13 protein-coding genes and 1 pseudogene are annotated in these 14,642 nt (G+C 33.1%); 1 reads left to right on the plus strand and 13 read right to left on the minus strand.

Translation table 11 applies throughout. From position 1 onward, the window contains the following. Nucleotides 1-27 precede the first annotated feature (27 nt). Nucleotides 28-1,062: an acyltransferase family protein gene (locus tag ACWPWS_RS23395; protein ID WP_454048086.1), complete on the plus strand. Its 1,035-nt coding sequence runs from the start codon at nucleotides 28-30 to the stop codon at nucleotides 1,060-1,062. Between the two features lie 46 nt (nucleotides 1,063-1,108). Here the strand turns inward: ACWPWS_RS23395 and ACWPWS_RS23400 are convergent, their stop codons facing one another. The 13 genes and pseudogenes from ACWPWS_RS23400 to ACWPWS_RS23460 all read right to left on the minus strand — a co-directional run bounded on the left by ACWPWS_RS23400 (nucleotide 1,109) and on the right by ACWPWS_RS23460 (nucleotide 14,639). Next, nucleotides 1,109-2,047 (minus strand): glycosyltransferase family 2 protein, encoded by a 939-nt coding sequence (locus ACWPWS_RS23400; protein ID WP_454048087.1) that lies wholly within the window; start codon nucleotides 2,045-2,047, stop codon nucleotides 1,109-1,111. A gap of 8 nt (nucleotides 2,048-2,055) precedes the next feature. Then, nucleotides 2,056-3,054: pseudogene (locus ACWPWS_RS23405) on the minus strand (acyltransferase family protein). A gap of 35 nt (nucleotides 3,055-3,089) precedes the next feature. After that, the gene (locus tag ACWPWS_RS23410; protein WP_454048088.1) at nucleotides 3,090-3,914 is read right to left on the minus strand and encodes a glycosyltransferase family 2 protein; all 825 of its coding nucleotides are present in this window, start codon (nucleotides 3,912-3,914) and stop codon (nucleotides 3,090-3,092) included. A gap of 84 nt (nucleotides 3,915-3,998) precedes the next feature. After that, nucleotides 3,999-5,072 carry a GDP-mannose 4,6-dehydratase gene (gene gmd / locus ACWPWS_RS23415; protein ID WP_454048209.1) on the minus strand — a complete coding sequence of 358 codons (1,074 nt, stop codon included), beginning with the start codon at nucleotides 5,070-5,072 and terminating at the stop codon, nucleotides 3,999-4,001. Further along, entirely contained in the window at nucleotides 5,072-5,998 is a 927-nt protein-coding gene (locus tag ACWPWS_RS23420) for a GDP-L-fucose synthase family protein (RefSeq protein ID WP_209786239.1), read from the minus strand. The genes gmd and ACWPWS_RS23420 overlap by 1 nt, the downstream gene beginning before the upstream one ends. Continuing rightward, on the minus strand, nucleotides 5,982-7,013 hold the full coding sequence (locus ACWPWS_RS23425) for a hypothetical protein (RefSeq protein WP_454048089.1): 1,032 nt from the start codon (nucleotides 7,011-7,013) through the stop codon (nucleotides 5,982-5,984). Before ACWPWS_RS23425 ends, ACWPWS_RS23420 begins: the two co-directional genes overlap by 17 nt. A 126-nt stretch (nucleotides 7,014-7,139) precedes the next feature. After that, the gene (locus ACWPWS_RS23430; RefSeq protein WP_454048090.1) at nucleotides 7,140-8,048 is read right to left on the minus strand and encodes a glycosyltransferase family 2 protein; all 909 of its coding nucleotides are present in this window, start codon (nucleotides 8,046-8,048) and stop codon (nucleotides 7,140-7,142) included. Nucleotides 8,049-8,250: 202 nt separating this feature from the next. Next, nucleotides 8,251-8,919, minus strand: a complete 669-nt coding sequence (locus ACWPWS_RS23435; protein ID WP_454048091.1) for an NAD-dependent epimerase/dehydratase family protein — start codon at nucleotides 8,917-8,919, stop codon at nucleotides 8,251-8,253. Between the two features lie 29 nt (nucleotides 8,920-8,948). After that, nucleotides 8,949-9,794, minus strand: a complete 846-nt coding sequence (locus ACWPWS_RS23440; protein WP_454048092.1) for a glycosyltransferase family 2 protein — start codon at nucleotides 9,792-9,794, stop codon at nucleotides 8,949-8,951. Further along, nucleotides 9,787-10,911, minus strand: a complete 1,125-nt coding sequence (locus ACWPWS_RS23445) for a glycosyltransferase WbsX family protein (RefSeq protein ID WP_454048093.1) — start codon at nucleotides 10,909-10,911, stop codon at nucleotides 9,787-9,789. Before ACWPWS_RS23445 ends, ACWPWS_RS23440 begins: the two co-directional genes overlap by 8 nt. After that, nucleotides 10,911-12,014: a glycosyltransferase WbsX family protein gene (locus ACWPWS_RS23450; RefSeq protein WP_454048094.1), complete on the minus strand. Its 1,104-nt coding sequence runs from the start codon at nucleotides 12,012-12,014 to the stop codon at nucleotides 10,911-10,913. The genes ACWPWS_RS23445 and ACWPWS_RS23450 overlap by 1 nt, the downstream gene beginning before the upstream one ends. Before the next feature lie 15 nt (nucleotides 12,015-12,029). After that, nucleotides 12,030-13,535 (minus strand): hypothetical protein, encoded by a 1,506-nt coding sequence (locus ACWPWS_RS23455; RefSeq protein ID WP_454048095.1) that lies wholly within the window; start codon nucleotides 13,533-13,535, stop codon nucleotides 12,030-12,032. A 3-nt stretch (nucleotides 13,536-13,538) separates the two neighbouring features. Further along, nucleotides 13,539-14,639 carry a DegT/DnrJ/EryC1/StrS family aminotransferase gene (locus tag ACWPWS_RS23460; protein WP_454048096.1) on the minus strand — a complete coding sequence of 367 codons (1,101 nt, stop codon included), beginning with the start codon at nucleotides 14,637-14,639 and terminating at the stop codon, nucleotides 13,539-13,541. Nucleotides 14,640-14,642 lie beyond the last annotated feature (3 nt).

Here is a 14,642-nt window from a genome sequence, read left to right on the forward strand (position 1 = left end):
TTGATAAAGGAAAGCATTTTGTGTTCTGTGAAGATAAGTCAGATTACATTTACCAGGTTTATTGCCGCCATGGCAATTGTTATTTCTCATTTCAATAAAGATCTGTTTTTATATAAGATAGATTATATTTCCAATCTTTTTTTGAGGGCGAATGTTGGAGTAAGCTATTTCTTTATTCTTTCAGGATTTATCATGATCATTGCTTATCATAAAAAAGATAAAATTGATTACCTGGAATTTTACAAAAACAGGTTTGCCAGGATTTATCCGCTTTATATGCTGGGGCTTCTGCTGTATTTTATGACGAGATACGAGATGTTTGATTGGTATAAACTGGTTTTATATGGATTGGGCATTCAGAGCTGGATCCCGGGAGAGGCAATGATCCTTAATTTTCCGGGATGGTCTATTTCCGTAGAGTTCTTCTTTTATTTGCTTTTTCCGTTTTTGTACAATTATTTTTATGCTAAGAAAAATAAAATGATCTGGGTATTTGCGATCGGCCTCTGGTTGATCACTCAGGTATTTTCTAATCTTTATCCTGTGTATGGAGCTTATGAAGGGCCACATACAAAAAGTCATGAGTTTCTGTACTATTTTCCTTTCTGGCATCTTAATGAGTTCCTGATCGGAAATCTTGCGGGGATATTTTTCGTGAGAAATTACAAACAAAAAAATTACGATGGTCAGGTGATCGCAGTCTTTTTACTGATTCTTGTGTCTCTGATGTTTGTTCCGCTTTTTTACCACAACGGGTTGATGGCTTTGCTTTTTGTCCCTGCCATTCTTTTCATTTCGGCTAATAACGGAAGAGTCAGTAAGTTCTTTTCGCTAAAGCCTCTGGAATATCTGGGAGAAATAAGTTATGGAATATACATCACCCATATTCCTGTTCTTTATCTTGTGAGAGCGTTTTTAAAATGGCAGGAATATACGTTCAGTATTGATATTGTATTTGTGATTTATATTATTGTTATGCTTTTCAGTTCGGCCGTTTTTTACCAGTTTATTGAAAAACCAATGCGTGATCTTCTAAGGAAAATCCATTTTGCTAAACGATAACAATTTTAAAAATAGTTTAAACTAGACGTTTAGTTTGCTTCTGTCGTTAGAACAAATCGTTTCTAAAATTAATATTATACAGCCCTGAACGTATACTTTTATAATCTGTAAACAGATACTTCGTAATCATTCCCCATTTTTTGAGAAGAGGAGCATTGGCGATCTGGAAACTTCTGTATACTCTTTTGATGTGAAGTTTAATCTCTTCAGGAATGGTATTTTCATTTTCTGCCCAATAATTGACCTCTTTCCACAATACAACCCTTGTTGAGGCTGGTTTTACTTCTCCGGAATCTACTTTGGTAATTCTGTTATTCTCATGAACACCTCTCACCGCTACCGCTTTGTCAAGAATTCCCGGATACAGATTCAGATAGTAGGAAAGCCTGAATAAAAATTCCGTGTCCTGATGAAGCTTTAGATGGGTTTTGAAAAAATATTCCATATTTTGTAAAGAACTTTTACGGATCGTTAACGCATCAATGCTGAAAAGCCCGAAAGTTCCTCTCATATTAAGCTGTCCCGGAAAGACATCTTTAGGAGAATGTTCTTTATAAACTGTAGTCAGGCGGTCTCCAAAAACTTTATAATACTGTTCTTTTGCCTTTTCAGAATAATAATGAACGCCTATGGCACCATATACGCCATCTACTTCATGATTGGGAAAAAGTTTTTTTTCTGCATCAAAACGGTTGGGAAGATAATAATCATCGGCATCAAGGAAAGCAATAAAATCTCCTTCTGCTTTTTCCATCCCAAGGTTTCTGCTGGCACCTGCCCCGTGATTTCCTTTGTCCGGATGCTGATAGAGCTTTACCCTGTCATATTTTTCAGCGAGTTCCCGGCAAACCTGCAATGCATTGTCCGGTGATTGGTCTTCTACCAATACCACTTCATATACCTCTTCGAACTGAAGTGCAGATTCTACAGCCTGAGCAACATACTTTTCGGCATTGTAGACGGGAATGATGACTGAAATTTTCATTTTTTCGATTATGCTTTTAATTTAATTTTCAAATAATGGGTAACTTTTTTCTCAACAAAATAATACAGAAGGGAAGCTACCATAATAACTAAAACAATTTTGAGAAGAAAAAAAGGAATGTTTAAATAGCCTTCTACTTTGAATCTTTTGAGAACAATCTCCACGAATGGATGAGACAGGTATAATGAATAGGAAATATCACCCAGAAATATTAATAATCTATTTCCTTTCCAATGGAAAACATAATCAAAGGTAAGGAAAGAAAAGACAAAGGTGGATATAATGGCTAACTTTATCCAGGTATTATCTATTGGAATAATATTAAGCAATACAAGTATAAATGATACTATTCCTATTACAGAAATTATGGCTGCCCAATTCTTTGGAACTGAATATTTGTTCAGTAAAAGTGCAAAAAGTATTCCCACAACAAAATAAAGATTCAGTGAGTGGGTTACCATTTTCAGATAAGGGCTGTCAAAATGGATAATATAGCCTAAAATTGAAGTGAGGATGAAAAATCCTACAATGAACTAATACCTCTTTTCTTTAAAAAATAACGAGAGTCCAAATATGAGATAAAAGAACATTTCAAAATTTAAAGACCAGCCTAAGAAAAGAACCGGAAATTCTTTCTTGGTCGGAAGAAATAATAAAGAATGGATTAATTCATAAAGGCCTGCTCCATGAAAATATAGAAAGAAACTGCCTCCCGGTATCATGGCTACAAATGTCAAAAGATAATACAATGGAACAATTCTGATCACTCTTCTTTTGTAAAATAAAGTAATCTGCTGAAAAGTATCCTTGCTGAAATTTATTTTTTGAGTGGTGAAAGCCATGATAAATCCACTGATAATAAAGAATACGGGAACACCGATGCTTCCTTTTTTAAATAGAAGGTCACCAAGATTCAGCCCTGGTAAGTTGATGGTATCCCGAAAGTGAAAGCAACATACCAATAATGCTGAAATCCCTCTTAGTATCTGGAGGTTGTTAAGTTTCATAGCAGAAGAAAAATAATCCTATCCTTTAAATTTTTTTAAAGATATTTATAGTTTTTAAATACCCCTATTCGATATAAAAATTTTAATAATCTTGATTTTTTCAATTTATTTATTTTGTCTAAAGAATTTTGTGCACTAAAATATAAATTAATTTTATCGATTAATTCTTCCGTCTGGAATTCAGAAAAATGAAAATTTTCTACCAGTATTTTTCTTCTTTCTTCCTTTCTTAAAGATTGTGATTTTGGATCAGAGCTTATACCATCTTTATAAAATCGGGATATGGTGTGTTCTATAGGTCTATAAGTACAATTATACTTAAAAATAGAAATCAAAAACCATTTCCAATCCGAACAAATTTTCAGGTTTTCATCATAGAGACCTACTTTTTCAAAAGCACTTTTTTTAATGAATGTACTGGGATGCCAAATAGTTTCTGCAATAAAATCTAAGAATGAGATGTTTTTTTTGGTGGGTCTAAGAACATCTTTATTATCTTCATCTATAACTAAATCTCCAGAAATAATATCATCTGTATGCAGTAGTGGAGTTACTTTTTCTACAACTGATTCATTTATCAGTTCGTCTCCGCTATTTAGGAAAAGAAGATATTCTCCGGTAGATTTTTCAATTCCTTTGTTCATCGCATGATAAATTCCCTTATCTGGTTCACTTACCCAATAGTTTATTCTGGAGTTATTTTTTTCTATGAGTTCTTTACTTCCGTCTGAGCTTCCACCGTCAATTACGATATATTCAAAATCTTTATTGGTTTGGCCAAATACACTATTGAAGGTTTTTTGTAAACCATTTCGGTCATTAAAGTTTATCGTTATGATTGTAAGGGATTTGTTAAGCATATTTTTTGAGTGATTTTTTGGTAAATATCTGCCTGTTTATTGCAAAAAAATGATGTTGTATAATAGAAAATGATTTTAAAAAGATCATATTATTTTCAAATCATTTTCTACCATTTCTTTACAAAGAGCTTTTACGGTGTATTGTGGCTTCCAACCGAGAATGGTTTTTGCTTTTGTGGGGTCACCAATTAGGAGATCAACTTCTGTAGGACGATAATAATTAGGATCTATTTTTACAACAGTTTTACCTACTGGCAATTGATAATCTGGATTATTACAACGAAGCACTCTGGCAATTTCATTTTCCTGACTGCCTTCAAAAACAAGTTCTATTCCTGCTTCTTCAAAAGCCATAATCAGAAAATCTCTTACCATAGTAGTTTCTCCTGTCGCTAAAACAAAATCTTCTGGCTTATCCTGCTGCAGCATTCTCCACATTCCTTCTACATAATCTTTGGCATGTCCCCAATCTCTTTTAGCATCCAGATTTCCCAGATATAAACAATCTTGTTTGTTTTTTGCTATGTTAGCTACTGCCATGGTTATTTTCCGGGTAACAAAAGTTTCACCTCTTCTAGGCGATTCATGATTGAATAAAATACCATTGCAGGCAAACATTCCGTATGCTTCCCTATAATTTTTTGTTATCCAAAAACCATAAATTTTTGCGGCACCATAGGGAGAACGAGGGTAGAAGGGAGAGTTTTCATCATAAAAACCTTTTTCATTTTTATTGGATGGAAGTCCGCCATATAATTCTGAGGTAGAGGCTTGGTAAATTTTCGTCTTATGGGTTAGTCCTAAAATCCTGATTGCTTCTAATAAACGCAGTGTACCTAAACCATCTACATTGGCAACATATTCGGGCATATCAAAACTTACTTTCACATGGCTCATTGCCCCCAGATTGTAGATCTCGTCTGGTTGTACTTCTTGTATAATTCTGATGATATTGGTAGAATCTGTAAGGTCTCCATAGTGTAATTTGAAATTTACATTATGTTCATGTTGATCTAGGTATAAATGATCAATTCTTTGAGTATTAAAAGAGGAGGCTCTTCGCTTTACACCATGAACTTCGTAGCCTTTTTCTAAAAGCAGTTCGGCAAGATAAGAACCATCTTGTCCCGTAATTCCTGTAATAAGTGCTTTTTTCATCATTTGTTTAAAAATTTTTCTTGATAAACTTGTTTTATTCCTTCTTCTAAAGATATGTTAGGAGACCATCCCATAGAATTAATTTTAGAGGAGTCCATTAATTTTCTAGGTGTGCCATTGGGCTTTTCCGTATCCCAAACTATATTTCCTTCATATTGGGTAATATCTTTAATCTGCATGGCCAGTTCTAATATAGAGATTTCCCTGGATGAACCTATATTTACATGACCGCTATCATTATAATTATTCATTAAAAATACACATGCCTTTGCAAGATCATCTACATGTAAAAATTCTCTGAAAGGGCTGCCGTCTCCCCATAAAACCACTTCTTTTACATTGTTTTGCTGGGCTTCAAAAAACTTTCTGAGCATAGCAGGTAAAACATGGGAATTATGTAAGTCGTAGTTATCATTAGGGCCATAAAGATTGGTTGGCATTGCCGAAATGAAATTGCAATCATATTGAGTTCTGTATGCATCGCACATTTTTATTCCTGCAATTTTTGCTATGGCATAAGGCTCATTGGTTTCTTCTAAAAATCCACTTAATAAGTATTCTTCTTTTAGAGGTTGAGGAGCAAGTTTGGGATATATACAACTAGAGCCTAAAAAAAGTAATTTTTTTACTCCCTGTAAATAACTTTGATGGATTACATTAGACTCAATCATAAGATTTTCGTAAAGGAAATCTGCACGATAGGTATTGTTGGCAAGAATACCTCCTACTTTGGCTGCAGCAAGAAAGACATATTCCGGTTTTTCAGATTCAAAAAATGCTTGTACTTTTTTTTGATCTGTAAGGTCTAATTCGTCGGAAGTTTTAGTAACAATATTGTTAAATCCATTTGAAATTAAGTTTCTCAAAATGGCACTTCCAACCATACCTCGATGTCCTGCAATATATATTTTAGAGTTTTGGTTCATAATTGTAGTTGTAACGGATTTTATAATAAATTATTTTTAATAAATTATTGAAGTTTGATTTCAAAATTTGAGAGAACGGTTTGCTTTTTTGAGGTATAGCATTTTTCAAAATTATATATTTACAATCTATTTTCGAGATTCTTTCAATGTCATTATCAATGGTTTTCTGATAATAATTTTGATAGAGTTTTTTCAAAGAACTTGAACTTTCCAGAGAGTATCTGTTATAGTATTTTGCCAGAGTTTCGGGATTCTTATATTTAAAATTGGAAAAATGATAAAATACTAAAGGGGATTTGTCCGGCATAATGTACTTATTGTCTTCTGTTGATACTAATCCTATTCTTTCATGCAAATTCCATGGAGCGGCATTGTATCCCATTTTATTGAGAATTTTTACACTTTTGAAAAAAACAGGCGTAAAGTTCATCCAGATTTGATCTACAAACAGACCTTTTTCCGGCTGATTATAGCAAAGAGATAATAATCTTTCTTCCCACCAATCGAGAAGTTTTTTGACATCTTCAGAATTGCCCCTTAATCCAATAAACCCCAGATTATATATGCCAAAATTAAGAAAAGTATTTTCTACGGGTTTGTAGCCATCTAAGGGAATAGAACTCAGGATATGAGGGGTTAGCAAAATATCTTTATTATTATCAAATTCTGCATTTAATATAGATAATTGATCAAATATCTCAATATCCGGATCGAAGTAATATATAAATTCTGTATTTAGATTTTGTGCCAATAAGTACTTGAAAAATGATGCTTTTACAGAGGTGTTAAATTCTATAATGTCATATTTCATCCATAATTCATCAAAATTCTTTATTCCAATATCTTTCATTTCTACAATTTCACATTGGAAAGAATCATAATCTATTTCACTGGATTTTTCATCGCATAATCCTATTACAAATTTGAAATTTTCACCATATTTATTAACAGAATTTTTTAGAACTTTAGCTTGTGCTAAATAGTTATTGGAGCAGATTGTGAAAGCTATATTCATAGGATTTTGGAAGTAAAAGTTGTTGAAATGTCTTAATATATTGTAAAAAATAATTTACTTTCTGGATAGTGATATTTTTTTCTGTTTTTAATCTGGTATTACTTTGTAAAATTTCTGGATTGAAATTTATTTCTTAAGCTTCCTTATGAAGCGGAATATTTTTTTAGACAAATGTAATAACCCCAGATCTTCAATTATTTTTTTAAGAGACAAAAACATTTTAAAAGTTCTTGATTCTTTTAGATTTCTTATTTCAATTGTTAATTCATTCAGTTTGTTATAGTTAGTATCTAAGTGCCTTAAAAGCAATTTCTTGAAATCAGAATTTGAAATTACCTTTTCAGCTTCATTATAGAAAAGCATCTGATATACAATCATATGTTTTCTATCTCGGGACATACTCCTTGCATGTTTTCTATACAACGCCAGAGGAGCGTCTAAAAAAATGAAATTGATGTTTTTTTGTGCAATTTGAATCCAGAAAAGCCAGTCTTCTTTTGCTTTTAGATTTTCATTAAAACGAATATTTTCAAAAAGAGATTTTGGGAAAAAACCACAATGAATAGGAATAGTGAATGTAAAATCCCATTGATATAGGATAGATTCAAAATTCAGCAAATCCTGAGATAACTTGCAAAAAGGAGGTAATAATTTTTGTTTATCTGAATCGTCAAACAAACAAAAATTTGACACCACTATTGCTTCTTTTTCTTGTATCAAATTTAAAGAATCTGAAAACTTAGTGTTAACTAAGATATCATCTGAATCTAAAAACTGAATATAATCTCCGGTTATGATTTCCAGACCTGCATTTCTTGCAGAAGATAACCCTCCGTTTTCTTTGTAAAGATATCTGAAACGGCTATCTTTTTGGGTCCATTTGTCTGCTGCTTCAGCCGTATTATCAGGAGATCCGTCATTAACGATAATGCATTCCCAGTTTTCATACGTTTGATCAAGAACAGATTGCAGAGATTCATCCAAAAAGCGCGCTTGATTATAACAGGGAACGATTACAGATATTTTGGGATTCATTTTCATTTTTATTCAATAAATTTATTGTGTTTTACTTTTCAGTTGATCATTAAGATTACAGCTTTTTAAATTTTTTCTGCCATACTTTAATAATATTACCTGAAATTTTCTGTTCGAAGGTACAAAATTATTTTTTCCGGGAATTTGGAATAGAATACTTTTGGATATGCCATTGAATAGATTTTTTTTGCTGCATAATATGTTACAAGTATGATGAATAAAGCTTTTTCAGGTATTCATCAGCGGAAAGGCCTCTGAAAAAATCTTCTGTCAAACTGTCAAATTCTATATTGTAAAAAGAACCTTCATTTACACTTTCACAATCCGCATTTTTGGCAAGATGATTCTCCAGCTGTGATAAAATTTCATGCAATGAATACTGATAAGGATAAGCCAGATTGACAATTTTATTGTTGAGAGTTTCTATATGTTTTGAAACAAATAAAGCAATATCATCCGTACCGATAAGTATTCTTCTTGCATTGCTGTGAATGGTGAGTTTATTTTCAGATAAAATTGAGTTTTTAAGAAAATTGATCAGTGTATTGGGATTTCCTCCACGGCCTACTGCATTACCAACTCTGAAAATAACAAAGCTTGAACACTGTTCAGCAATTTGTTTTTCAATAGCAAGTTTATGCATCACATAAGGACTTTCAGTTTTGCTTGGATCGTAGATACTACACGTAGAAAAATAGATCAGCTTTTTATCCGGATATTGGCTAATAACCGATTTCAGCAGGGATATTTCTCTTTCAAATTCCGCAGGATTTTTTTCCAGTGAATTGGAAACTCCTGATGCAAAAAAAATAACATCCTCTTTATCATAAAACCTTAAGGCATTTGCCAGAATTCCATTACCAATAATCATATGCTTCTAGTCTAATTAAGATGTTAGTTTTAAAGGTTTTTAAAGATTTTAAAAAGTCCAAGTTTATTACCCAGTTTTGCCCATCTTGAATTTTTTACATGATTCAGTTTGTTGAGAGCGTGTTCGTATTTGTTTTTGGGAACATAGCTTTGAAGAAAAAGATCTTCAACACTGGTGTTTCTTCTTTCTGCCATTTTTATAAGAGCTACCCAGTGCCAGAACAGTGCTTTTTCAGAATTTTTAGTTGTAGAGATACCACTATCATGGATTCTGTATAAATATAGATCTTCATCAATGTATTTCACTGGTGCTATTTCACACATTTTCATATACCAGTCTTTATCTTCTGCTATTTTTAAGAAAGGGTCAATACCAGATGTTTTCTCGTATATTTTCTTTTTAAAAGTGACAAAATGTGAAATCTCTCCATTGAAATTATAATAAGACTGATCCAGTTCTGTAATTTGTTTTGCTTTATGAACAGATTGAGGATTGAGATATTCATCACAAAAAACAAAATTTGAATATACCAAACCTGCTTCGGGATTTTCAGAATGTGCTTTTAAAACCAATTCCAGCGCATGTCTTGTTAATGCATCATCAGGATCTAAAAAACCACATATTTCTGATTCAGCAAGTTCTATTAATCTCCTTTTTGTATATCCGATTCCTCTGTTTTGGTCATTCTGATTGATTTTAACCCGCTGGTCATCTCCGATTATTTTTTTTATAGCATCAAGAGAATCGTCAGTGGAACCATCATCCAGGATTACAGCTTCCCAGTCTGTTTCAGTCTGAGCCACTAAGCTTTGATAACATTTTTCAAAAAAATGTCCATTATTATAGTTGGCGATAAGTAGGCTGAATTTACTCATTTCGGCTATGTTTATTCAGAATTTTCTTTAATGCATTTAAATAACCGAAACCATTTTTTCTATCTGGTTCCAAAATATTTCCTTCTGCCCATTCGTTCCAGGATTTAACAATTAAAAACTGTTCCGGATAGTCTTTTTTATCCTCAAGATATTTTACTGCCTTTTCTACTTGTAGTTCGAATAATTCCGGAGAATTGTTAGCCAATATAATACCTCTGTAGCCGCTTCTCGGAGTATTGTCCCAATTAGGCAGGATGCATGGATAGGTAGGAACGTTGCTTTCTTCAAACTTTAAGTCATTAACTACCGCCTGGGCATCCTGAATTCTGACTTTGGGCTGTTCTTTTTTCTTAATCCCGATTAATCCTTTTATTCTGTTTTTATAATATTGGGAATGGGAGATGTACTCTTTTTTGTCAATATGAGGAATCCAGGCTTTCAGAAAAGCATTAGAAATCTTACTGTCATATCCCATAGATTTAAAATCGAGATCATCACGGAGTTTATTGGATGCCATAACATACAAACCATCAAATCCGTTTTCTTTTGCAAGCTCTCTGAATTTTAAAATATAGTTAGGGTCACCATCATGTAAATGATTGGAATCATAGATAATCAATAGAGGTTTATTGTCTACCTTTATATACCTTTCATCTTTGAAGAAAGGAAGAAGATATTCGAAATGCGCAATTAAATCCTGTTCACTCGGATAAACCTGTTCAGCAAGTATCTTCTCTGATAATCCGTGCCATATTCCTGACCATGTTTCATTGGCCCAGCAGAAACAAAACGGGAAATCTGGCTTTCCGGATTTCAATACATCATTAGCAACACGTTCCAACAATTGTTTCCCATTACCAAACCAGTAATGGTAGTAGATAAATCCATGTACTCCATAGTCTTTAGCCATCTGAGCCTGCTGTTCTCTTACTTCAGGAACACGCAGGTCATAATATCCCAAATCTCCAGGGTAGATAGGCTGTTCATGCCCTTCAAATAATGGTTGGGCTTTTCCTACATTCGTCCATTCTGTAAAACCTTTTCCCCACCATTCGTCATTTTCGGGAACGGGATGGTATTGAGGGAGGTAGAACGCAAGGGGTTTTATTTTTTTCATTATTGATTTAAGAATAAATTTTTAACTGATTCCAGATATTGTGTTCCAAACTTTTGATCAGGCTCTAAGTGGTTGCCTTCTGCCCATTCATTCCATGCATTAATAAAAATGAAATTCTCGTCTTCTGAATAAGGAGTAAAATCAGATTTAATCTTTGAGAGCCAGTCTCCAAAATGCTCAGGTGTAGAATCTTCAAGTATCAAGGTAGGATTTGTACCTCTCCTAGATGTATTATCCCATCCTGGTACGAGAGAAGGATACAGCTTAAAATCAAAATGTTTCTGCTGAGTTAAACTTTCTCCCATCCATTTATATGGAATTGTATTGTATCTGTTCTCTGTATCAGTGAAAACATTCTTCAACCTATTGACAAGACCTTTCTTGTTGTTTTTATTTTTCTCCCTAATCTCCTGAAAAACACTTTTTCTGCGTATTCCAAAAGGTTCGAAATCAATTGCAGCATCAAAACCTTCTACTAATTCATCCCATCCTTTTTGATATGAAAATACCATATGACATATATAGAGCTCCAAGCCAACAGCTTTTGCTTTCTCCCGCCAACACTTGATTGTATCCTGTACATTTGGTAAAATGTTGGGTTTGTAAATAACAATAATAGGCTTGTTATTTACTCTGATATATCTTTGATCCATGAAAATAGGAAGTAAAAAATCAATATGATCTTCATCATCCTGAACAGAGTATTTTTGTTCAATCAATACTTCCTGGTCATTGCCATCCCAACGTCTTGTCCAGTTTTCATTGGCCCAGCAAAACATAAAAGGGAGATCTTCTTTTGGATTTTTTAATTTTCTGTCAATAGGTTCGTTCATTAATCTTTTACCATTAAACCAATAATGGTAATAGCAAAAGCCATAGATTCCATATTGTTTAGCAAGAAGTTCTTGTGCAACTCTTGCTTCTTCTAGTCTTAAGTCGTAAAACCCCAGATCCGAGGGAAGATGTGGCTGATAATGGTTTTCAAACAGTGGTTTCGCCTTGGTAACGTTAGTCCATTCTGTAAAACCTTTTCCCCACCATTCATCATTTTCCTGGAACGGATGGAATTGTGGTAAATGTATGGCGATTGGTCTTATTTTCATATCTATGTGCTTAAATTATTTATTAAATAAATACTTGATCGTCTGTTTCCAAGGTAAAATTTCTACCCAAGAGGGATTATCAAAAGATAGTGCTATGACTTTCAATTTTGAAAAAAATCCTAGCCGGTTCGTATACGAGTAATGATTGGTTGGCTTTGATTCGATAACGGATACCAACTCTTCATCTCTTCCATCCACATACTTTTCTTCATTTTCATTAGAGATAGTGCGGATATTATGTTGTTTGTTTTTGCAAGAATCTTTAATCTTCGCTAGTTTTAAATTCCATCCTTGTGAGGAATAATTTTCCTGTAAATATGTTAATTGTAATTTACTAATAAGGTTATTGTATCTTTCATCTGTGATCATCCTATCCACTTCAAGTTCCCAGCTTTTCAGGTCTTTTGGATAGAATATTCCTTTTTCCTTATTATCATCAAAAACCTTATAGACGCTTGCCGGATTATAATGCAATACAAAAGGAACTCCTGCCATTGCCGGTTCCAGAAGTGATGTGAAAGAAGGAATAGGGAAGCCTTCTAAGTATAAATCTGCATTTTCAATATATTGATTAATATCTCTTGTAGGATGAATGAAAATTAATCGTTCATGCTGGTAGATTTTTCTATTAGGATTATTTGATGCAATACCCACGATAGTAAAGATAACATGGTCAAATTTTCTTACAATTTTTAATGCTTCCTGATAGAAATTATAATCCTGATTGGGTTCATACTTCGATTCTCTGCTAATTGAAATAATATTGAATGTATTTTTCTCCGTCTTTTTTAGTGAATATGACTCATCTACAGGGATTGGCAAAAAGAACTGATCTTGTACAGGAATATTTCTGTTTTTAGAATCTTTTAAAATATTTGATTCTCTTATCTGAAGCAAAAAATCTGTAACAGGTGCTCCTAACCAATAAGTATGCTCAGCATGATTGAGAAAAAAGACAGGGCTTTTTATTTTTTTTGAAGAAAAGATCATTGATGGGATCACATCATGGGGATGGATATGCAGGACAATTCTGCTGAAATGATTTTTCTTTAAAGTATCTACTATTTTTTGTGCCTTTTGAATAATACTTAGTTTTTGATCGTAAACAAATAAGTTATTATTGATTTTATACTGATAAGATTCTGCTATTTCAGAAACCTCCTGAAAATTTTGCCAGTTACTCATCAGATAATGTTTACTTGTTTTATCATTTTCCATCCAGCTGAAGATAAGCTTTGAATGTCCTCCGATACTACTGATTTCAGAAAAAAGATGTAATGTTGTGTCTTGTGTGTGGGTGTGGTTTTCTTGATGATCAAAATCTAAGCTTGTAAGGGCTATTTTTCTGATTATTGATTCAAAACAATTGGAAGTGTAATAACCAGGAAAATTATACCATGCAGAATATGAGATTTTCTCTATATACATCAAACAATCATTATACTTCTTTTCACTAAAAAGAAGTTTTGCGATCTTTAATGTTTTAAGGAAATATTTCTTATTCTCTAAAAGTCTTGACATGGACTAAAACTTATTTATAATCTCAATAATTGTATTTATTTCTTCAGCTTCCATTACAGGTGAAATAGGAAGACTCAATACTTCAGCATGTATCTTTTCACTGATTGGGAAGGACATATCATTCCAATCTTTGTAGGCCTCTTGTTGATGAGGAGGAATAGGGTAGTGAATTAAAGTCTGCACTCCATTTTCTGTAAGATAAGACTGCAGCTCCTCTCTTCTTTCGGAGCGGATAACAAATACATGCCATACGTGTTCATTTTCATCAGCGGGATATTCTGGAAGAATAACTGCCGGATTTTTTATTTCGTCAATAAAACGTTTTGCAATCTCTCTTCTGATATTATTTTCGTGGTCAATATATTTTAATTTAATATCCAAAACTGCGGCCTGAATTTCATCAAGTCTGGAATTTAATCCTTTATCTATGTTTACATATTTTTGATTGGAACCATAATTAGCCACAGCTCTGATAGCTTTCATTAAGTCATCATCATTGGTAGTTACAGCACCTGCATCTCCTAAAGCGCCTAGATTTTTACCCGGATAAAAGCTGAAGCCAGCTGCATCACCAAGGTTTCCTGATTTTATTCCATTCCATTCTGCTCCGATTGCCTGAGCATTATCTTCTATAATTTTAAGGTTATGCTTTCTTGCAATTTCTTTAAGTGAATCAGAGAATACAATTCTACCCTGGAGATGTACAATAAGAATACCTTTGGTTTTTGAAGTTATTTTTTCTTCAATTTTAGAGATATCAATATTATACGTATTAATTTCCGGTTCTACCAAAACTGGAATTAAACCATTATCTGAAATAGCTAAAATAGAAGCAATGTAAGTATTGGAAGGAACGATAATTTCATCTCCGATATTCATGACTCCTAATTCTATATAGGCTCTCAAAATGAGTCTTAAAGCATCCAGTCCATTGGCAACACCAATAGAATGTTTAGATCCGATATAATCTGAAAGATTTTTTTCGAAGTTTGAAAGCTGGCTGCCCATAAGATACCATCCGGAACGGAAGACTTCTAAAAGTTTGGCTTCTATTTCGTTTTGATATTGTAAGTTTATCTTTTGTAAATCAAGAAATTTAATCATAGT

The sequence above is a fragment of the Chryseobacterium sp. Marseille-Q8038 genome, assembly GCF_965111995.1.